This window comes from bacterium (genome assembly GCA_030647555.1).
Lineage (GTDB): Bacteria > Patescibacteriota > Andersenbacteria > UBA10190 > CAIZMI01 > CAIZMI01.
In genome coordinates this window covers 1-19655 of sequence record JAUSJG010000003.1, presented here as the reverse complement: position 1 = coordinate 19655, position 19655 = coordinate 1, and the positions used below count along the sequence as shown (strand labels likewise).

The 19655-nt window shown below is 42.0% G+C and carries 21 protein-coding genes, 1 tRNA gene and 2 rRNA genes; 3 read left to right on the top strand and 21 right to left on the bottom strand.

Going from position 1 to position 19655, the window contains the following annotated elements:
- Positions 1-434: 434 nt before the first annotated feature.
- Together Q7S57_00385 and Q7S57_00380 are read right to left on the bottom strand one after the other, a co-directional pair.
- A complete protein-coding gene (locus tag Q7S57_00385; protein MDO8511707.1) occupies positions 435-1703 on the bottom strand; it encodes a hypothetical protein in 1269 nt (422 codons plus the stop codon).
- Positions 1704-1789: 86 nt separating this feature from the next.
- Positions 1790-2131 carry a hypothetical protein gene (locus Q7S57_00380; protein MDO8511706.1) on the bottom strand — a complete coding sequence of 114 codons (342 nt, stop codon included), beginning with the start codon at positions 2129-2131 and terminating at the stop codon, positions 1790-1792.
- A 135-nt stretch (positions 2132-2266) separates the two neighbouring features.
- On the opposite strand from Q7S57_00380, the gene Q7S57_00375 reads away from it, so the two are divergent.
- Genes Q7S57_00375 through Q7S57_00365 form a run of 3 tightly spaced genes read left to right on the top strand, consistent with a single transcriptional unit; the run spans position 2267 to position 4772 of the window.
- A complete protein-coding gene (locus Q7S57_00375; GenBank protein MDO8511705.1) occupies positions 2267-2989 on the top strand; it encodes a glycosyltransferase family 2 protein in 723 nt (240 codons plus the stop codon).
- On the top strand, positions 2986-3567 hold the full coding sequence (locus Q7S57_00370; protein ID MDO8511704.1) for a class I SAM-dependent methyltransferase: 582 nt from the start codon (positions 2986-2988) through the stop codon (positions 3565-3567). Before Q7S57_00375 ends, Q7S57_00370 begins: the two co-directional genes overlap by 4 nt.
- Entirely contained in the window at positions 3564-4772 is a 1209-nt protein-coding gene (locus tag Q7S57_00365) for a hypothetical protein (protein MDO8511703.1), read from the top strand. Before Q7S57_00370 ends, Q7S57_00365 begins: the two co-directional genes overlap by 4 nt.
- A 119-nt stretch (positions 4773-4891) precedes the next feature.
- Here Q7S57_00365 and Q7S57_00360 read toward each other — a convergent pair whose 3' ends face one another.
- The 19 genes from Q7S57_00360 to Q7S57_00270 form a co-directional block, all read right to left on the bottom strand.
- Positions 4892-5110, bottom strand: coding sequence for a hypothetical protein (locus Q7S57_00360; protein MDO8511702.1), 219 nt, complete (start codon positions 5108-5110; stop codon positions 4892-4894).
- Between the two features lie 746 nt (positions 5111-5856).
- A tRNA-Ile gene (locus tag Q7S57_00355) sits at positions 5857-5928 on the bottom strand.
- A 208-nt stretch (positions 5929-6136) separates the two neighbouring features.
- The gene (locus tag Q7S57_00350) at positions 6137-7084 is read right to left on the bottom strand and encodes a hypothetical protein (GenBank protein MDO8511701.1); all 948 of its coding nucleotides are present in this window, start codon (positions 7082-7084) and stop codon (positions 6137-6139) included.
- A 206-nt stretch (positions 7085-7290) separates the two neighbouring features.
- Positions 7291-7977: a hypothetical protein gene (locus Q7S57_00345; GenBank protein ID MDO8511700.1), complete on the bottom strand. Its 687-nt coding sequence runs from the start codon at positions 7975-7977 to the stop codon at positions 7291-7293.
- Positions 7978-8226: 249 nt separating this feature from the next.
- Positions 8227-8799 carry a hypothetical protein gene (locus Q7S57_00340; protein ID MDO8511699.1) on the bottom strand — a complete coding sequence of 191 codons (573 nt, stop codon included), beginning with the start codon at positions 8797-8799 and terminating at the stop codon, positions 8227-8229.
- Positions 8800-8896: 97 nt separating this feature from the next.
- Positions 8897-9019 (bottom strand): hypothetical protein, encoded by a 123-nt coding sequence (locus Q7S57_00335; protein ID MDO8511698.1) that lies wholly within the window; start codon positions 9017-9019, stop codon positions 8897-8899.
- 590 nt (positions 9020-9609) lie between these two features.
- Entirely contained in the window at positions 9610-10116 is a 507-nt protein-coding gene (locus Q7S57_00330; protein ID MDO8511697.1) for an LAGLIDADG family homing endonuclease, read from the bottom strand.
- 264 nt (positions 10117-10380) lie between these two features.
- Positions 10381-11807: ribosomal RNA gene (locus tag Q7S57_00325) — 16S ribosomal RNA — on the bottom strand.
- Positions 11808-12171: 364 nt separating this feature from the next.
- Positions 12172-13307, bottom strand: a 16S ribosomal RNA gene (locus Q7S57_00320).
- Between the two features lie 847 nt (positions 13308-14154).
- Positions 14155-14286 carry a hypothetical protein gene (locus Q7S57_00315; protein ID MDO8511696.1) on the bottom strand — a complete coding sequence of 44 codons (132 nt, stop codon included), beginning with the start codon at positions 14284-14286 and terminating at the stop codon, positions 14155-14157.
- A 56-nt stretch (positions 14287-14342) separates the two neighbouring features.
- Positions 14343-14792, bottom strand: a complete 450-nt coding sequence (locus tag Q7S57_00310) for a divergent PAP2 family protein (protein ID MDO8511695.1) — start codon at positions 14790-14792, stop codon at positions 14343-14345.
- A gap of 161 nt (positions 14793-14953) precedes the next feature.
- Positions 14954-15649 carry a tRNA (guanosine(37)-N1)-methyltransferase TrmD gene (gene trmD / locus Q7S57_00305; protein ID MDO8511694.1) on the bottom strand — a complete coding sequence of 232 codons (696 nt, stop codon included), beginning with the start codon at positions 15647-15649 and terminating at the stop codon, positions 14954-14956.
- 155 nt (positions 15650-15804) lie between these two features.
- The gene (locus Q7S57_00300) at positions 15805-16173 is read right to left on the bottom strand and encodes a hypothetical protein (GenBank protein MDO8511693.1); all 369 of its coding nucleotides are present in this window, start codon (positions 16171-16173) and stop codon (positions 15805-15807) included.
- 30 nt (positions 16174-16203) lie between these two features.
- Complete coding sequence (locus Q7S57_00295; protein ID MDO8511692.1) at positions 16204-16521, bottom strand: hypothetical protein; 318 nt, start codon at positions 16519-16521, stop codon at positions 16204-16206.
- Positions 16522-16720: 199 nt separating this feature from the next.
- A complete protein-coding gene (locus Q7S57_00290; GenBank protein ID MDO8511691.1) occupies positions 16721-17098 on the bottom strand; it encodes a KH domain-containing protein in 378 nt (125 codons plus the stop codon).
- A 270-nt stretch (positions 17099-17368) separates the two neighbouring features.
- A complete protein-coding gene (gene rpsP / locus Q7S57_00285; protein ID MDO8511690.1) occupies positions 17369-17746 on the bottom strand; it encodes a 30S ribosomal protein S16 in 378 nt (125 codons plus the stop codon).
- A gap of 418 nt (positions 17747-18164) precedes the next feature.
- The gene (locus Q7S57_00280; GenBank protein MDO8511689.1) at positions 18165-18425 is read right to left on the bottom strand and encodes a Fic family protein; all 261 of its coding nucleotides are present in this window, start codon (positions 18423-18425) and stop codon (positions 18165-18167) included.
- A gap of 94 nt (positions 18426-18519) precedes the next feature.
- The gene (rhuM, locus tag Q7S57_00275) at positions 18520-19260 is read right to left on the bottom strand and encodes a RhuM family protein (GenBank protein MDO8511688.1); all 741 of its coding nucleotides are present in this window, start codon (positions 19258-19260) and stop codon (positions 18520-18522) included.
- 42 nt (positions 19261-19302) lie between these two features.
- A partial coding sequence (locus Q7S57_00270; GenBank protein MDO8511687.1) for a hypothetical protein occupies positions 19303-19655 on the bottom strand: 353 nt, incomplete at its 5' end.

Here is a 19655-nt window from a genome sequence, read left to right as displayed (position 1 = left end):
GGGCGAGATCTCGCCTGCTGGCGGACAAACCGGGTGCTCTACCATTAAGCTACGGGCCCCCGCCTCCGCTTTGATATTCTATCAAAGCTACGGTGGGCAAGCATCTGGTTTATAGACCAATTACTTGTCCACCGAAGCTCTGAACGATTTCAGAGCGAAGGTGGAAGCTACGGGCCCGAGACGGATGTCAGCCGCCCATCTGGGCGAGCCTCGCCCTGCAGGGCGGGAGATCGGGATTCGGAAGTCGGAACTGACGCTAAAACAATATAAGAAATCTTCGTTATTAACAAGATCTCATTAAAATGGCAATAAAATCCTGTTACCACACCAAACAAATTCGAGGGACGCCTCCCCTAACCAGCCACACGACCGGAGAACTTCTTAACCATTAACCCGAATCCACCCAACAATTTTTCGCGCTGAGAACGTCAATATTAATTAGAGACAAACTTATTTGTTAAATGCGTTTGAAATAACTCTTTGAGTAAACTGATATATTCGTCATCCGCAAACAAGTAACCTATTTTTTCTCCGTCATTTTTTTCAATAACGATACGTCTTTTTCTAAGAGAAATAGTTTTAATATCCTCGAATAAAACAGAATTTGTGGCTAGCTTTATTAGTTCGTTTACGGAGTTTTTTTCCAGTAATTCCATTCCCTTTTGCCTTATTTCTGCTCTGTTAAAATAAAAATTTGCACGGACATAGTCTGTATCCCCAACAATCTTACCAGAACCGGTTACTGGTACTTGAATCATTATCAATCTCAAGTTTGTAACCAATAAGGTATTTTCAGGATAAAAATCCCTACCTGAACCAAGCACAGAAACACCCGTAATGAGCGGTTTCCATCCTACGCCTATCCTCATGATTCCAAAGACTGAACCATCAATTTTTTCATTTTGGTATTCTGAAATATTGAGTTGAGTTATTGACGTATCCACAACCCCAAAAGTGACCCTGGACAACCGTCTTATTTGAACTGTTTTCAGAACGATCATAATTAGAGTAAGAACTGCAAAAATAATTGGAATAAATGGCGGTATATCCTTCATTAAGTATGTGACCACAACAACAATTAGCATTGTCGGCAGGATCATAACGAGTTGAAGTTTTTCTTGTATCAATCGATACTCCTTGTCAATTTGAGCCATATCCTCACTCTCGGACATCCCTCTTACCAGTATAAACTCAGTAAAAACAAAAAATAGGATAATAAACTGATAAAGTAAGAAAGCAATTACAAAATATTCAATCTTCAGTGTTGTGCCCTGGAAGATTATTTTCGACATTTCGCCCTCAAAAAATATATAGGCCAGTAGGACCACAAATATACTAGCCCCGAAACCGCAAAGACATCTTATGAGTCTATAATATTCAACAGTTTTTAATATTGTTTTATAACTCTTTGCATTATTCTCGGTAGCGACCACGGATAACACTTTTATTTTTTTAACTCCTATGAATGTACCTACCGATGCACTTACAATTTCCGCCATACACAGCAAAACAATAATTGGAATAGGCAAACGCAATAGAACCAAAACAAAAATAACCACCAAAACCAGAATAAAATGCTTGATAATTCCAATGAAAGCAGTTACTTCATCAAATATATAGATTTTTTTTTGAAATCCCGACAATGTTGATTTTTTGGAAACCAAATTGGGAACGATATTATTTAATACATCCAATATATCCATATCTTTTATAATCTCCTGCTTACGACATTATGGATTAGCGAAATTACCGTAAGCAACAATATCCCTTTCATCTTATACTAAATCTTTCATTGCTGTCCCGCGCCGAAGAAGGTTCCGAGCACGCTTACCAACAATTGTTGCAAAAGTCCTGTCACATACATAAACGAGGCAAATATCATAAAAATTCCCAGAAGCTTATAGAGCATCCACGAGCCACCCATCCCCGAACCAAAACCACTGTTAAGATGCTCTTCCGCCCAAGAGTTACGACCAAACATCTCAATCCAATTCGCCGTCTTCCAAACCATCGTGAAACCAACACCGGCAATAGCGAACGTCACAAACCACTTTGGCGAAAGCCAAAGTAAGAGCATCAGGAAAATTATCCCACCCGTGATTGCTAAGACTGATTTCCAGGTGAATTCCATAAGATTATTCTAGCACTTCCACAACACAACGAAAATTATTCCCTCATGTCGTCAAAATTGGACATATCTGTATAATCAAAATACGATACGGAAAAGGACCGTAACCACATTTTTTCTTGATTAATTTGAAGCTTAATGACCTATTTTTCCAAGGTTTCTATAGTGGTTCCAATCTATAACGAGGAACGCACGATCCGACAAGTGGTCGAACGAATCGAGACTGCCGATACTTGCGGCTTAGAAAAAGAGATGATTTTAGTGAATGACGGGAGCACTGATAAGACTCAAGAGTTTTTGAATACTTACAAGGATAAATTTAAGATCTGTTCGTACTCAAAAAACCTAGGCAAAGGTGCCGCACTTAAAATGGGCTTCCGTCAGGTCAGTGGGGATATCGTTATTATTCAGGATGCGGATTTGGAATATTCACCCGAAGAATACAAAATATTACTTGCACCCATATTACACGGCGAAGCAGATGTTGTTTTTGGCTCCCGCTTATTAACAGACCGACCACATCGCGTTTTGTACTTCTGGCACTCCATCTTCAACAAGTGGATTACCGTTTTTTCGAATATGCTTACCAATCTCAACCTGTCCGACATGGAAACCGGTTATAAAGTATTTACAAAACAAATCCTCGATGAAATTTATCCCAAGCTTAAATCAAAAAGATTTGGTTTTGAACCGGAATTTACCGCCAGAATCGCAAAAATCGCAAAAGCGGGAAAATGCAAAATATTTGAAATGGGAATTTCTTATCATGGTCGAACATACAAAGAGGGCAAGAAAATCGGCTTTAAGGATGGAATCGAGACACTATATTGCATTATTAAATACAATCTGTTTAACACATGAGATCTTTCGCTCATGCTCAAAACCCTGAACCACAACTGGAGAAAATTCTTCAATATTTCCGATTCAAGAAGATTGAAAAACATATCAGAAAGAATGTGAAATTGTTAGACATTGGGTGTGGTTTTTCAGCTCCTCTCCTGACGCGCTTTTCAGACAAAATACAGTTTGGCGTGGGTATCGATATGGCCGTTGATGCGAGCAATAATCAAAAAATACGACTCATAAAATCCAACCTTAATTCTCCCCTGCCATTAGAGAGCAATTATTTTGATATCGTCACTTCCCTCGCCACACTAGAACACCTCGAAAACCCACAATTAATGTTGAGTGAAATTTTTCGCGTTCTCAAACCCCACGGGACGCTCCTACTCACCACTCCCACCAAATGGAGTAAACCCGTACTGGAAATACTGTCATACAAACTTAAACTAATCAGCATTCAGGAAATCTCCGACCATAAACATTATTTTGATTTCACTTCACTAAAAGAACTATGTCACAATCATGGATTCTCTGGTTTTATACATCAATATTTCCAATGTTTTATGAATAATTTTGTAATTGCAGTCAAGAAATGAAAAATAATTTCCGCAATATTATTCATAAATATCGTCTTATTATCACCATTTTACTTTTTTGTTTACCGATACAGTTCGCACTCTTTAATTCATCAGGAATTAGATTTGGCGGAGACACCGGTCGCTACATCTACGGCGCAAATCAAATTATTTCAGGACATCTTATTCCGGGGGGAATGGCAAACGCGTATTTGGGTTATGACTACTATGTGGCATTGATTTATTTTTTACACCTGGGAAATATTGGTGTAATTACCGGACAGGTTCTGTTTTCCATTGTCTGCGCTTATTGTCTCTATCGCCTTACTTTTTTGGTGGGCAAAAGCAAATTTGCGGCCACATTTGCAACAATTTTTTATATTTTTGCCACGGATATTCACAATTGGAATTTCTTTGTCCTAAGCGACTCCTTGTTTACAAGTATGACCGTTATTTCCTTATATTTAGTCGCAAGAACAAAAAATGTAAAACAGCTCTTTTGCATCGTGCCTATAGTATTTTGGACATCGACCATAAGACCGATGGGCTTTGTGCTCTTAATATCAGTTTTGATTTATGGCATCTATAAACTACGAAAATATAATAAATATCGTCTATACGTAAATGCACTAGTTGCACTACTTGTATTAAGTTTGCCAATTTGGTTATTGGCAATCGACAAAATGGTTGTACATATGACCGTTGTCGATACTTTTCTTAAGGGAAAAATTATTTGGGGAGACGACAAATTAGTTATAACTATTCCCGCTTCAATTCACATGAACGCTCAAACAAATCAAAATTCGCTTCCAGGGATTATCTTTTTTATAATGAACAATTTCACTTATGTAGCCAAGTTGGCCATTATCAAGCTGTATTATTTTATTTTGCACACCAAACCTTTTTATCTAACCCAACGAAATCATTGGATTATCTACACATACTATCCAATTTATCTGCTGGGTTATATCTGGTTTAACAAATCAAAGTTTTCAGCAAATTCCGCCCTACTTTGTTTGTATTTAGTAGGACAAACAATGATAGTAATGATGACGTTTGAAGATTGGGACGGACGCTTTCTCGATGATATCATTCCGGTTTTTTATGTTTTCGCCGGAATGGGTTTGACTTACATAATCAATCTTTATACACCCATCAAACAACTCGAGAAAAAAGTATTCGACCAAACATTTCAATCCAATTCGCCGTCTTCCAAACCATCGTGAAACCAACACCGGCAATAGCGAACGTGACAAACCACCTCGGTGACAACCAAAGCAAGAGCATAAGAAAGATTATTCCGCCCGTTATTGCTAGCACTGATTTCCAGCTGAATTCCATATGGTTATATTTTCAACAAAAAACTATCGCCACCATAAATAATAACAAAGGTAATCAGTATGGCAACAAATGCAAGAGCAACCAAAACAAGAATTTTAGTTAAATAATTTGAAGCTTTTTTTCTTTCCTCTTGGCTTATGTTTTTTGAACGCGATTTTCTGAACGAATCAATCCCAACATACAAAAGAACGACAACCACAACGATCCAAGTGAATTCAACCATAACTACATACTACAACATATACCTCCATAATTAAAACAGCCTTGTGGCCGTTTTAATTATTATTGCTCTGAGACTCCGCGCCTTCGGGCGCGCAAGATCTCCTGGCTCTGCCGCTCGGTTTATCGCGGATAAACCTCACGCCAGAGTTCTTCAATCTTTGTGCAAACACTGTTTCACGACGCTCATGAAACAGTGTTTGTGTACATTCATAATTGTTTTGCTAAGCAAAACTTATTTCGAGAGTTCTTCGATTCTTGTGCCCCGCCGGTGGCGGGGTGTACAACATTGTATGGTTTCGCAAAGCGAACGCCATAGGTAGCTCCGAAAAATTAGCCTGTTGGCAAATTTTTCGGAGTTCATTGCTTCTTGTGTAAAATAGCTCCACAGGACGTGGAGCTATTTTATGTACATTAGATTAGTTTTGCTTCGCAAAACTTAATCAATGAGAGTGGGCGCGGAAGGAATTGGTCTCGAAACCTGCCTTGATACGCAAGTTTCTGACCACCGGTTCGCGGTTCTGCGGAACATCGCTCACCGTTCAATTCCTTCTCACGAGGCAGGCAGCTGCCTCGCTCGCGCCCTACAAATATAACAGGCTTTGCGCTTTAATGAAGTAGCTCCGAGACTCCGTGTCTCTTGGCACGCAAGTCTCGGAGTTCTTCGATTCTTGTGCAAAATAACCAAACAGGATGTTTGGTCATTTTGTGTACATTGGGGTTGTTTAGCAAAGCTAAACTAATCTCGAGTGGGCGCGGAAGGAATTGAACCTTCGACCCTTACATTATCAGTGTAATGCTCTACCACTGAGCTACGCGCCCTAGTTAGGATGTCAGAAATCGGAGGTCAGAAGTCAGAACGTGCGTTCCAACTTCTAGTTTCTCATTTCTGGTCTCCAGATTCATATTGAACATTTTTTTTGGCATTTATGCAAGTTTTTATTAGGGAGTCTCCTTTCCTTCGACAAGGCTCAGGATAAATAAAAGAAAACTCCCTAATAAAAAACCGCTCCTTTCGGTGCGGTTCGACCTACAACTGATGTTCCTCCGATTCAAATGACGCTGATGACGCTCTCTTCTTTTCAGCTTGTTCAACTTCCGAAAGAGCGGTAGCCACCTCATCAAAGAGCGTGTCATTGTGTGCAATCGTTGCGTCACCGACAGGGCTGTCACCGACATCCATCGCCACTGCGAATGGTTCTTTAGGTTTAGCGTCTTCGTACTTCACCGCGCCCTTCAAGACAGAACGCCAATTTTCACAAGCAGCGAGTGTCCTTAACAGCACAACCAGCTCGTGGTCAATTGCAAAAACTGACAATTCACCGATGTGAAAAAGCCTAACGGAATGCGACTCGCCTTCTTCATCCCAAATCGTCAACATTGCCCACTCATCGGCTTTTTTCGGCCACAGGACTTCAATTCTCGGCCAATTTTTGGAACGACATCCGAACAATTCGCATTTTTTACGCCATCCCCACGCGATTTTCAAAATCATTCCTTCCATCGGCCGATCAACCGTTGAACCCTTTGGTGGAAGCAATTCGCTGACAAAAGACAATGGCCCGCCTCCGCAACGCAAATACCGATCATTCTCATACATGTGCGTGTGTAAATTGGGCGGATCATATATGCCATCGGATTCTTTTTCGCCGATCGAACATAAACGGTCTAACGAAAAATAGTACCGACTACCGCGGACGTTGCGAATCCACTGCGCACGAAGCGCGCACAAGCCAATCAACACCCAACCAAACAAGAAAAAGTAGAGAGTGCAAATAATCATTTTGCTTGCTAGCAAACCAAAAACCAGAGGCAAAACAAACAATTGACTGCTAGCAAGCCAAACAAACCAAAACTTACAATTTGTTCGTCGTGACAACGGAAACAAATCTTGATCAAGCACCACGCAATCGCGACAAGTACGCGACTCTTCTTCCGGCTCAATTTCGCAGTACATCGATTCTACGGCTTGAAACATCACCAAATCCTCCCGTAAATTTTGAATGAACCAATGTCCCCTTCCGGACAATCCGGACTTTATACTATTACTTAAATTATTATTTGCGTCAAGCAAATTTTTTGTAAGTCTCCTTCCCTTCGACAAGGTTCAGAACAAATAAAAGGAAACACCCTAACAAAAAACTCGCTCCAGGATGAAGCGAGATACGACTGATACGAACTTGTTCACGTCCCAACCCTGCCGGCGACAGGACGTTGTTCCTCCCGACATGTCGCGAGATTCGTCAGCATCTGCGACACGTACTGGGTCTGTTCCAGTACTACTAAAAGATCATACAACAGGCTTTCGTTCCAAGAGTATTTGGAATTAGATAGCAGCCAATAATGAACTTTCCCGCTGTAATCACCCACAACGATGTAACCAAGATCCAGCACGTCGCCATTGCAATCCCTTAACCGCAGACGTTTCGGCCGTCCGGAAAAGATCCCGAATTTTACGCGCACGGTGGGCGGAAATTCGAGGTGCGGAAAGAAAATCCGGTCGGAGCGAAACCAACCGCCAATCCAGATCTGTAAAACCGGTACCAGTGGAATATTCGGACACCCGCTCTTGAGCCACCAATCCTTTCTGCGTACTTGCAAGTCATTGCCGTCTCGCCAAATGTAGATCGGCATACCGATTATGTTTCGGTAAACGAAGCTCGGAAATACGAGAAGAAAACTCAGCCAGAACAACCCAAAAATCATCATAGTCCAAACATCGCTGACAAATGGCTGACCAAATCCGGAGATTGTAGTAAAGACAAAAGTCAAAGCAAGCAACAGTGCGCACAAATGGAATTGCCAGAAAGTCAGTGGCCTTTGAATTTCCTTCCAGGCCAAACCGTTAACGTTGATTTCTCGTTTCGTCATGACAAAATCCTTCGCAAGAAAGTTTGAAAGAACCCCAAAACAACCGACTTTGTATTATTGTTTATGGTTGCGGATTAGTCAACAGACAGACGCTCAACCAACCTGTACCACATTCCAAGTGGACCAAGATTGGTCCACTTGGAATGTGGTACAGGTACGAAAAAACAACCGAACGCGTTGCGTCCGTTTCCAGTTTCTCACCTCAAGTTTCTCGAGTTAGACTCTTCGAGTGATTGCTTAAATAAACTTTCAGATCCGCGAAACATTATTTTGAAGTTGCGAACGTTTCATCCCTTCGATAATCTGTTCTTTTATTTCAAGGGCTGATTTGACTGGTAGCCCCGGAATATGCACAAGGGAACCCCTTTTACCAACTACCTCATAATTTTTGTTTAATTTAGAAAATCCAACGCATATTTTTCCATCATAACCAACATAACCAAAACCATTCTTATCCACTAATTCAATAGTAATCGAACCCAAAGCAAAACGTCGATCGAAACGATCTTGAATAAAGTGCACATTACGAATTACTTCAAATAAGAATATTTGTTCTTTCCCATTAACGTTCAAAATTACCCCTTTTTCACTTATACCAACACGCAATGTAATAAAACTTCGTATCGTAGAATAAACAGGTATTAAGGTAACTGGCACAACAATAAATATAAAATAAAAAAATGCTACCGCATAAACTATCATCAGACCTGGCCAAATTCTGTAAAATATTCCAAGCACCACGACGATGATCAATGGGTAGCCAATCGTATTCAATATATTTTTTAATACCCAAACGGCTTGAATCGCATAATTACTTTGCATATCTTAATTATATAAACATAAATTCATTGTGTCGATATCGAAAAAACACCGCTTGCGCCGTGTTTTATATGAGCCTCAAAACTCTCTTCTCAAAAAGCTATTTAGACTCTTCGAGTGATTGCCTGTAGTAAACTATCCAATAACGAATTTTGTTGTTGGAGTGTTTCGCAAACTCCATATTTTTGCCGTCTTTCTTGCGAAAGACAACTGACTGCACCATAAAATCTAGTTTTGCTCCCTAGAAAGGAGGTGATCCATCGACAGCTTCCGCTACCGATGCCTTGTTCAAATTGTTACTACACAACATTTAATATTGTGCGATGCGGGCATTTCTGCCGCATTCCTTATGTCGCCACAAGGATCGGACTATATTATCATCCGGCTTCCGGAGTTTGGCGTATAGTCTCTGAGGATTCTTCACGTATTATGTGAAGCCTTTCCTGCTGATTGTCTGCATCGGACACATTTTCACAGAACCCCTCGTCGTCTCCCCTTGATAAGGGGAGAACCGTTTCGTTCCCTCCCTTATCAAGGGAGGCCGCCCATCTGGGCGAGCCTCGCTTTGAAGAGCGGGACGAGGGTGGGTTCCGTAGTGCCGAATACACAGATGTTCCAGCATTTAGCCAATTTTTTTGTCTCTCGTTACCGAGAGCAGTCGCAACTTTCTAACGACTTAGTCCTAATCAAGAGTGTCACCTTCGGTCCTGATAAACAGGAACTTCGGGTGCCCCTCTCTCTTCTGACTTGACGGGCGGATTGCGATAATTTAGGTAAATTTCGCGTTCCCACGTAGCGTGCGAATTTCTCGCACTACGCGAGCCCCGTTCTTTTGTTCATCATACTTTTCAGCTCTCGTATTTTCTCGATACCTTCCGGAGAATGATGTAGTTTTTGCTCCACCATTTCGGCGATTTCGCAGAAATACTGAAAACTTTTTAATTTTGATGAACTTTGCAGAGGATATTTTTTAAAGAAAGGAATTATTTTTTCAATGATTGTTTGATGCGAGTTAACGGTATAACGAAAGCATTGCGCGTGATTGGCGCGTGTTTCCTTTTGGAAATACACACCACCACAACCCAAGCTCTCTTTTACCACTTCCAGCAATTCACGATCACGCGCATTTAGCTTGATGTGAAATTGTAATTCCACACTCGCTCCCGCATGATATGACGCCGAATCGCGAACATTCACATAAAAACATCCTTCTCCATCGGTTAAACCGACAATATAATCTGCTTTAAGAACAGGCTTCGTCCTTCGCTTGCTTGGTAGCAAGGTACTATGACTCAGCTGACTCCCAGTTTTCGCTAACATGATAGTCCGTACATTATACGAACATTTTACCACATTAAACCTATTTTCCAAACTGGGTCTCCCACGGGTCACGCTTGATTCCCTTCCACACATCCATTCGAGATTTTCTTGGTATCTTCCTTATGACTCACCGCTGTTTTGCATAAGTCGATACGTCTCTCCGCTAAATTAGCGAATAAGAAGGCTGTGTTTTGCCACATCGGACCCTTCGGACTGCTCTTTACAGAGTCAGTCATGTCCTTCGGCTACGCTCTCTTGGGGAAGAGAGGAGAGGATTTTAACCTCCTGGATTCAAGCGCTGCCGGGCGCCTTTAAAATTTGAGTACAAAACCCGAGAACGTATTCACCGTGACGTGCTGATTCACGGTTACTAGCGATTCCATTTTCGTGGAGTCGAGTTGCAGACTCCAGTCCAAACCACGGCCGGGTTTGATGGGATTTGCTTCGCCTTGCGGCTTTGCGTCCCTTTGTCCCGGCCACTGTAACACGAGTGTTGCCCAAGTCTTCAGAGGGCCATGCGGATTTGGCGTCATCCTCGCCTTCCTCCGTCTTGACGACGGCAGTCTCGCGCGACACATATAACGCGCGACGAGGGTTGCGCTCGTTCCCGGACTTAACCGAACAGTTCACACCACGAGCTGACGACAACCATGCAGCACCTGTATCAAAAGCTCCCTTGCGGGCACTTTCGCATTTCTGCAAAATTCTGATGACTTTCAAGACTTGGATAAGGTTTTTCGTTTATCGTCGAATTGAACCTCATGTTCCACCGCTTGTGCGGGTCCCCGTCTATTCCTTTGAGTTTTAGCCTTGCGGCCGTACTACCCAGGCGGCACACTTAACGCGTTAGCTACGACACGGAAATGTCAGTGACTCCCATGCCTAGTGTGCATCGTTTACAGCGTGGACTACCGGGGTATCTACAGATTGTTAACACATCAATACAAATGAGTATTTTTTGTGGCATGGTATTTCGGTAAATAACCAATGCTCTCTATGTCGCCATAGAGGTCGGACTATATCATTGTCTCAAATTGCTTTATTAAACTTTACTTGAGACATCCGGCATGTAGTCTCTGAGGATTCTTCGCTTATCAGGCGAAGTCTTTCCTGCTGATTGTCCGGTAACCTTGCGACTATTCGCAAAGTATTACATGCAGTATTTTCACGTATTGGCATTGTGGATAATTATTTTTTAATTATACCAAACAATTTCCAAACACGTAACTCATGAATAACCGGGTGTTCCAGCATATAGCCAGATTGTTTTACGACGAGTCGCCTCGTCGAGGGACCAGATACCATCGATCCCGTTCGCTCCCCACGCTTTCGTCCCTGACCGTCAGAAAATGACCAGCATACTGCCTTCGCCATTGGTGTTCCCCATGATATCAACGCATTTCACTGCTCCACCATGAGTTCCATATGCCTCTTCATTTCTCTAGCATGGAAGTTTGGACTGCAGCCCAGAAGTTGAGCTTCTGGATTTAACAAACCACTTTCCACGCCGGCTGCGGACGCTTTACGCCCAATAAATCCGGATAACGGTTGGGGTCTCTGTATTACCGCTCCTGCTGGCCGATATTGTGATGTTGGAAATCAGTGGTCAGATGTCAAAATGACATCGCCACCCAATTAACCAACTAATATCATGGACTATATCATCATCCACATTTTTTAATGTGGAGTTTGGCGTCTGATAGTGTTCAAAAGTTTCAAAATAGGTACGCTATCTCATCTCAAAATAATTTTTTGAGAATCAGTCTCTGAGGGGTTACTCGAAATCTTTATCGAGAACTTCCCTGCTGATTGTCTAGATGTGTCATTTTTCAATGATGCATAATTCATATTCATTTTATAAAACATGATTCATGCAGAGCGCACATACTAGGTGTTCCAGCATATAAGCCAAATTTTCCTGTTATCTGTTGCCAGACAACCTCTGCACCATCCTTTTCTAAGGATCACAGAGTTAGGAACCCCTTATTCCTATGGTACCGTCAAAATTCTTCCCATAGAAAAGATGTTTACGACCCGAAGGCCTTCATCCATCACGCGGCGTCGCTCGGTCACGCTTTCGCGCATTGCCGAAGATTCTCGACTGCAGCCACCCGTAGGTGTTTGGCCAGTCACATATTCCCCTCTTTCAAGGAGTGCAGACTATACCTTCATCCAATTAGTTAATAATTGGAGCTTAGCGTCTGATAGGATAAAAGTATCAAAATTATCACGTTCCTATCTCACCCTCTTATGGGTTCAGTCGTTACGGGGTTGATTATTTTTTGCCGAATAGTCTTTATGTCGTGTTTACTCTTTAACCCAGAGCCAGAGTTTAATCCTCTGATTTTTTCGCATAAAGACAAAGCTTGCAAAAAAGCGTCTTTCGTCGCCACCTGCCTTTTTGGCAGAATTTGCAAGATTTTTTCCGCAAGAACAGCTTGAGTCTTTTTTTGAAACAAAAAGGGTTTCAATCTTTTTAAGATTATTTTTACATCCTCTTTGTCTCTTATCACCAGTTCCGAATATCCATTCTCGTGTTCCGGATAATCTCCAATTACTCCGATATTTCCCAGAATTTTTTGTACGTGTTCCAGAATAGCGCGATTTCTCATGTTTTGTGAAAAACTTATGATAACCCTAATTCTGAAACCAAACTTCATTTCTGTTTGTGGAGATATCTTCGCGGAAATACATCCGTCACCTTCTAAAAAACCGGCAACAAAAGCTAAATCTGTTGCTTTCGCTTTAATCAACTTCCCACGGGGTTGCCCTTTGTCAGCAAGCATTGATCTATTATACCAAACAATAGACGTACTCACTAATATTTTAAGGGTTTCTCCGTTATGAGCTAAGTTTTTCTGCAAGATTGCTCTTGCAGGAGACTATTTAACTAATCTCAGTGCCAATGTTGAGGGTCGTGCTCCCACACCCCCTATCCGTCGTCGCCTTGGTAAGCCATTACCTTACCAACTAGCTGATAGAGCACGGGCCACTCCCAAAGCGGTAGTCGGAGTAACCTCCAACCACCTATGCTCGTCAATAATTTCAAAAGACGAGATTACGAGGAATTAGCTCTCCTTTCGGAGAGTTGTGCCTCGCTCTGGGGTATGTTACCCGTGTATTACTAACCCGTTTGCCACTCCTAACTCTTGCGAGTTAGGCGTTCGACTTGCATGCCTTATCCACGCCGCCACCGTTCATCCTGAGCCAGGATCAAACTCTTAATAAGATGAATTATTTTTACTAGTCCTTGCACCGGGGACGGTGCGAAGAACTTTAGGCAATCACTCGAAAAATCCAAAAATCGCGATAGCGATTTTTGTCCCCCATAGCTCCGAAGGAGCGAAGGGGGACTACCAACTTTATTTATTTAATACAAATAAGTCGGCGTCCTTTTCAAGCGATTGTTCGGAGAAAATTATTTTCTCCTTTTGTCTTGAGGCTTATTCAATTGGGAAATTTGCAGGCAAGACGAACAAAAAAGAGTGAAATTCCACAAATGGGGATCTCGCTCTTTCCTGTCCACCTTCATAATAACTTCAGCGGAAAATCCGCCGAAAAATTTTATCTAAGGGAGACTAATTGATGCAAGGAACTGAAAGGTTCTTAATAGAACCAACTAATAATCTACGTGGAATGAAGTTTACAGTGGTTGAAAACAATGTCAAGGGCTTCGTTTTAGTACCCAATTTTAGAATAATTATTTGCTTTGTAACTTATTGATGTTAGTCACAAGAATTAAAATCCCCACCCACAACACAAGGAGGAATAGGTGAAAAACTACGGTCCGGCGTATCGCTGAGGAGAGATCAACGCTTGAAGAACAAACAGTGCCGGAAAAAAGCCGAAAATGAAAATGTAAAAACAAATCCAAGCGAAAAAAGGCAGCTTACGCTTAAGAGCTATAAACAGCACTATCCCGATAATCGGAACTAAAACTATAAGCAAATAAAACACTATGTTAACAAGCGAGAAGATGTGTATAAAACTCTGCGCGACACGCGGAACATCTGGGGGTTGAGCAATCATATCCTCTAATTAAAAAATTATGAATGAAGAAATAAATGGGACAGCGACTATGGCAATTATGACAATAAAACCAATAAAACCCGCAAGAAGATGAAATTTTAACCCTCTTTTCTCTGTAACTTGTGGTTGCAATTCATTCATATATTTATCCTTTAATAATTATAAACTCACCAACAATACCGTATAAACAAACAGCCCTACAATCGTTGATCCAAAATCCAAAGAAGAATTGTAGCGATGATTCCCACAAACGCCCCAACAATAACTTCTGAAACACGATGACCGATACGCCCTTCAATGTGTGGCATTGTTTTTTGTTCTTCTTCCGGCAGAAGTTTTAATAGGCGACGGATCGCCACCCCAAAACGTCCCAAAAATACCCGAAGACGTAGCGCATCATCCAAAATAAAAATCATCACACAAATCGCAATCGCAAAACTATTTGAACCAATTCCATCCGTTAGACTAACAAGCGTAGCCAATGATGTCGCAAAAGCGGTGTGCGCCGATGGCATTCCACCATACTGTGGCAACATATCAAAACGCGTATGGTCTGGATCAGGAACGCGATTACCTTTAAAAAACACCTTTAAGAGCTGGGTAAAAACACCGACAACGATGGGAATGATGAAGGGAGGGAAGAACATTGGTTCTATTATAGCTTAAAATTTTCTAAAAAGCACTGGATAGCAATTCAAATTTATGCTTATCTATTTAGTTCCCAATTTTTAATTTGAAATTTGAAATTTTTAATCAATTTGAAATAACTAAATATCTTAATTTGAAAACACTGTTTTGTAATTTCAAATTAGCGAGTATTCTCTTCTCTCCATTTTTTAATTAGCGCGTGATTTCCCGACAACAAAACCTCCGGCACTTTCCAGCCGTTAAATTCTTCCGGTTTCGTATAACACGGATACTCTGACGAGGGTACAGGGTAGAGGGTAGAGGGTAGAGGGTCGACGCGCCTGTCCCCTGTCCCCTGCGACCTGCCCCCTAATGAGAATGTTTCTTCTATTAGAGATTCTGAATTACCCAGAACTCCAGGAACATATCTAGACACCGCTTCCGCCACCACCATTGCCGGCACTTCGCCACCCGACATCACGTATGGCCCGATCGACAATTCTTCGTCAACCAAGTGTTCCGTCACACGATAATCAACACCTTCATAGCGCCCGCAAATCAGTGTTAGTTCATCAAGTTTTGCATATTCCTCAACAACCGATTGTGAAAACTGCCGGCCACGCGGAGACATCAGCGCCGTCTTTCCCGTTTTTTTGAGCGCCTCAAGCGCTCGAAAAATCGGCTCGATCTTCATCACCATTCCCGGCCCACCGCCATAAGGCGGTTCGTCCGTTATATGATGTTTATCGGTCGCGTAAGCGCGGATATCGACAACATTAATTTCCAACAGCTTAGCCGTGATCGCTTTCTTTATCAGCGTCTCGTTTAAAAAGCTATCAAACAGCTTTGGAAAAATAGTGAGAATATTGATTTTCATTGATTCGATATAATAGTAGCATTTTCTAAATTGAGCAACAGATCAGAATCTGGGACCGTCCTTGCACGCCAAGGTCGGTCACTGATCAAATGTTTCGAAGAGCAACAAAAAACCCTCCGATTAGAGGGTGCGATCTACTTACACATTCGGCGAACCTACACCACAGGACAAAGCCCTGAAACTACGGAATGTGGCGGACGAAGATGAAATGTAACGAGCAATGGAACATTGAAGACACCGCGCTCCCTAAAGACATCTCCAACCAATCCCTCCAATGTTGAGATTGCGCTTTCCGCGCCACTATCCAAACGATTAAGAGGAATATCGTCAATCTCGACTCTGCAAAAGGGCACGCCGGCGTCACCTACGTTCCGAACCTCAACAAAGAACCACGGCTGTTTGAGCTCGTCGAGCGGAATTCTAAGCTTTTCGTCCATTACTCCCACCGCAATCTTGCGTTCGAGGTCGCCAAGAAGTTCATGAATTTCCGAACTTAATCCGCGACAATAAATGCGACAGATCATTTTTTCATCTCCTTCTTGTTGCTTGAAGTTTCACTGCCCGCAAGCGCGCAGAATTCTGCGACGCAACTTCTTTTCTTCACGGTTGCAAAAGACAAGTTTGCAATCGATCGCTTTCGACAGTTTGCGTCGTTCGTCGTCCTTCAGACCGAGGTTATTCGACGCAAGCGTCCAGTCTTCCCATCTTCCAACTTGTAAATAACGGATCGCCGTAAGCGGACACAAACAGGCCCGCCCTCCATCAGGCGTCAGAACTCGTTGAGACCGAATCGCGCCCAAAGCGTAACTCCAGCGTAAACCAAGCTTCTTGGTTGCCTGTTTAACCTGCCGACAAAAATCTCGCATGTTCATCTATAAACTCCTGATTGTTTAAGGTACAATTTTCGACAACAGAACATATAACATAATAAAGATTAACGTGCAAGACATCAACGAGGGACGGCCCCTTTTCTGTCATAACAGAAAAGGGGCCGTCCCTGATCAACGACAGAAAATAATTTTCGCAAACAAAAACACCCCGCCTTCGCGGGGTGTTTTCAATTTCAATTTCTTATATGTTGAGGTCGTCGATGGCTTCGTCCAACGCGGTTTCTTTATCTACCGCGCCTTTTTCAGCCTTCGGAGCCACTGGTGCTCCAGGGGTGGCGTCTTTATTAATGCCACGGGTGGAACCTTCCGGTTCGACAATTTTCAAATTCACGCGGGCATTGTTTCTCGCGCCGATCACACGCAATAGCGTGCGGACAGACTTTGCTGTCGCGCCCGAACGGCCGATTACTTGGCCCATATCTTCCGGGTTCACGACCAACGAAATTAACACACCCATTTCGTCAACGGTGCGTTCCACTTTTACGTCGTCCGGATGATCGACGATACTCTTTATGACGTATTCTACAAATTCTACGTCTTGTGACTTTCGCTCTGCCATAGGTATATGCAGGATTACGGATGAACAGTGATGCGTGAGCTGAAATTTCCTCCGTTATTGTTAACCTTTTGGCTCCAATGAGGCGGAAGAATGAGCCTTAAAACATCGTTATCAATATAGCATTTTATTTTAATACTGTCAAACGTTTATTAGGGATTTTCCTTTCGCAGGAGAATCCCTAATAAACAACACCACGAAGATTGCTTCGGTATTTGTTTTTTTGCGCGCAAAAAAAACAAATACCTCGCAAAGACAACGGATAACAATATCTTACGCTGCTGATTTTTCTTCTGGTTTGACTTCTGCCACTGAAGCTTCTGGGGTGACTGGTGTTGCTACGACTTTGACTGCATCCTCCGGTTTAACTTCTTTCTTCGGTGCCTTCCAAGATTGCACTTTCTTACCTTCAATAATTTTTTGATCGATCAACAAATTGTTTACCGTTGGGGATAATGCCGCGCCCTTTGACATCCAATATTTAATCCGATCAGCTTTAACTGTCAGTTTTGTTCCGTCCGCCCCATGCGGATTATACGAACCAACTAATTCCATCGCCTTACCTTTTACCGGATTGGTATGTTCAGTAACCACGACACGAAAACTCGCGTGGCGGTTCTTGCCTGTTCTGGTAAGACGGATTTTTAACATGAAGAAAGCTTAAAGGAGAGCCCTATTAATGTCAAACAAGCAAAGCGCAACGGCCACATCGGAGGTGGTGCATCAGCACTTCCTGGGTCACACGCAATAGTGGGTCATTTAGGATAGTCATAGTGATTCCTCCCTTTATTTAAAGGGAGGCGGGGAGGGATTATGAAGATAAGCACAATCTTAGCTTCTTAACTTAATCCACCCTCGCCCTCCTTTGAACAAAGGAGGGAAACGACGACGTCTTCTTCTCTAATCTAGTGACAATTCTATATATGTTGGTATCCTACTATTGCGTGTGATCCCACTTCACCGAGGTTTCGCGGGACGAAGAGCACCACATCGGAAGTGGTCGCGACGACAAATCAAGTTAAATTTTCCCTCGATTAGAGAACGGTTATAACCAGATTCACAGCCCAAATTAATCCAAAAGCAAGTTTGTAACAATCTTTACCAATCTATCCTTTTCCTCCGGCGCACTGACCGCAATCAAAAGCGCCAGCGCGGTTAACGCATTATCGTTGATTTTTTTCTCACCCGTTTCTTTGTAGAGATAGTTGTTTTTATCCAAAAAATACACAAACAGAAATGCCGCCGTTCGCTTATTTCCATCGACAAACGGATGGTCCTTTATCACAAAATACAACAAGTGCGCCGCTTTTTCTTCCAATGAAGAATACAAATCCTTGCCACCGAAAGTTTGATATAGACATCACACTGTCATATAGCACTATGTTTCAAAAAAATTGGCTTGTTCAGGCCAGAATTATCGCAAATTAGTGCAATTTCATAGTGTGATGTCTATAGATATTCCCAAAAATTGCTTTCAACTTGTCGCCATTTTCTTGCCCAAACAAATCACCGGCTTCTTTTCGGTCGATCAATTTATTTTTAATTTGCTTAATCACTCCAACGGCTGTTTGGTAATCCAAAACAAACTTTCCTTTACCATTCTTAACCAACGGCAATTTTTCTTTGTCGTATTGTTCAAGCAGGCTTAGGGTTTTCGCGTAATTATTCAGCAAATCCAGTATTTCCTGTTCCTGCCCGGCCAACAATTCGTGTTTGGATTTCTCCTGTAAAAAAGCAACCGTACTTTGCAGATCATTAAAACGACTTTTGGCTTCCAACAGATATTTTTCGTTTACGGCGTAGCCCTTCAGAAGATAATCTTTCAATACATTCGTAGCCCATCTTCTAAAGTGAATTGCTCTTGCAGAATTTGTCCTATAACCAACCGCCAAAATGACATCCAGACTGTAAAAAGATACCGGTTTATCCGATTTTGCAATGTGCAAATTTTGCACATTGCTTTTTTGATCGATTTCTTTATCCTTAAAAATTTGATTAATATGCTTGGTTACGACAGAACGTTCCTTTCCAAATAATTTAGCTATTTCGTTCTGTTTCAACCAAACAGTCTCCCCCTCAAAGTGCACTGTTAACTCGACCTCATTCTTGGAAGTCTTATATATAACTATTTCTCCCTTTTTTGGTTCTGTGTCTATTTTGCCCATACGTTAACCATACTACATTCAACAACAATTGGAAATTCCTCCCTACCTCCCCGCCTGCAGTTTTATCTGCAACTGTTCCTTGGTAATACCGGCTAATACTTCAGTCGCCCATTTAAGCCACTCCGTGAAGGTGGGCGTTCTTTTGTAGACTGCTCGGAAATTTTGATTGATGTCTTGTATTAGTACGATATTCTTTTTGGCTGTGATGTTTATTATTCCTTTCTCCTTTACTTGAGTAGTACCGTAGTCAGCGGTAAGGGTATAGGGGTATTTGCCTATTTTGTGTCTGAAATCAGTGAGAATGACATAGAAGATTACTTTGCCGTTTCTTGTTTCTCTTTTTAATGTGTATGTTTTTTTGTTGATCAAAATAGTTGCTTTCCTTAGTTGATCCG

Bases quoted from the DNA above. Each gene is read 5' to 3' on its own strand.
- Q7S57_00385 (MDO8511707.1), bottom strand. From the start codon at position 1,703: ATGGATATATTGGATGTATTAAATAATATCGTTCCCAATTTGGTTTCC.
- Q7S57_00380 (MDO8511706.1), bottom strand. From the start codon at position 2,131: ATGGAATTCACCTGGAAATCAGTCTTAGCAATCACGGGTGGGATAATT.
- Q7S57_00375 (MDO8511705.1), top strand. From the start codon at position 2,267: ATGACCTATTTTTCCAAGGTTTCTATAGTGGTTCCAATCTATAACGAG.
- Q7S57_00370 (MDO8511704.1), top strand. From the start codon at position 2,986: ATGAGATCTTTCGCTCATGCTCAAAACCCTGAACCACAACTGGAGAAA.
- Q7S57_00365 (MDO8511703.1), top strand. From the start codon at position 3,564: ATGAAAAATAATTTCCGCAATATTATTCATAAATATCGTCTTATTATC.
- Q7S57_00360 (MDO8511702.1), bottom strand. From the start codon at position 5,110: ATGGTTGAATTCACTTGGATCGTTGTGGTTGTCGTTCTTTTGTATGTT.
- Q7S57_00350 (MDO8511701.1), bottom strand. From the start codon at position 7,084: ATGTTTCAAGCCGTAGAATCGATGTACTGCGAAATTGAGCCGGAAGAA.
- Q7S57_00345 (MDO8511700.1), bottom strand. From the start codon at position 7,977: ATGACGAAACGAGAAATCAACGTTAACGGTTTGGCCTGGAAGGAAATT.
- Q7S57_00340 (MDO8511699.1), bottom strand. From the start codon at position 8,799: ATGCAAAGTAATTATGCGATTCAAGCCGTTTGGGTATTAAAAAATATA.
- Q7S57_00335 (MDO8511698.1), bottom strand. From the start codon at position 9,019: ATGGTGCAGTCAGTTGTCTTTCGCAAGAAAGACGGCAAAAATATGGAG.
- Q7S57_00330 (MDO8511697.1), bottom strand. From the start codon at position 10,116: ATGTTAGCGAAAACTGGGAGTCAGCTGAGTCATAGTACCTTGCTACCA.
- Q7S57_00315 (MDO8511696.1), bottom strand. From the start codon at position 14,286: ATGAATGAATTGCAACCACAAGTTACAGAGAAAAGAGGGTTAAAATTT.
- Q7S57_00310 (MDO8511695.1), bottom strand. From the start codon at position 14,792: ATGTTCTTCCCTCCCTTCATCATTCCCATCGTTGTCGGTGTTTTTACC.
- trmD (MDO8511694.1), bottom strand. From the start codon at position 15,649: ATGAAAATCAATATTCTCACTATTTTTCCAAAGCTGTTTGATAGCTTT.
- Q7S57_00300 (MDO8511693.1), bottom strand. From the start codon at position 16,173: ATGATCTGTCGCATTTATTGTCGCGGATTAAGTTCGGAAATTCATGAA.
- Q7S57_00295 (MDO8511692.1), bottom strand. From the start codon at position 16,521: ATGAACATGCGAGATTTTTGTCGGCAGGTTAAACAGGCAACCAAGAAG.
- Q7S57_00290 (MDO8511691.1), bottom strand. From the start codon at position 17,098: ATGGCAGAGCGAAAGTCACAAGACGTAGAATTTGTAGAATACGTCATA.
- rpsP (MDO8511690.1), bottom strand. From the start codon at position 17,746: ATGTTAAAAATCCGTCTTACCAGAACAGGCAAGAACCGCCACGCGAGT.
- rhuM (MDO8511688.1), bottom strand. From the start codon at position 19,260: ATGGGCAAAATAGACACAGAACCAAAAAAGGGAGAAATAGTTATATAT.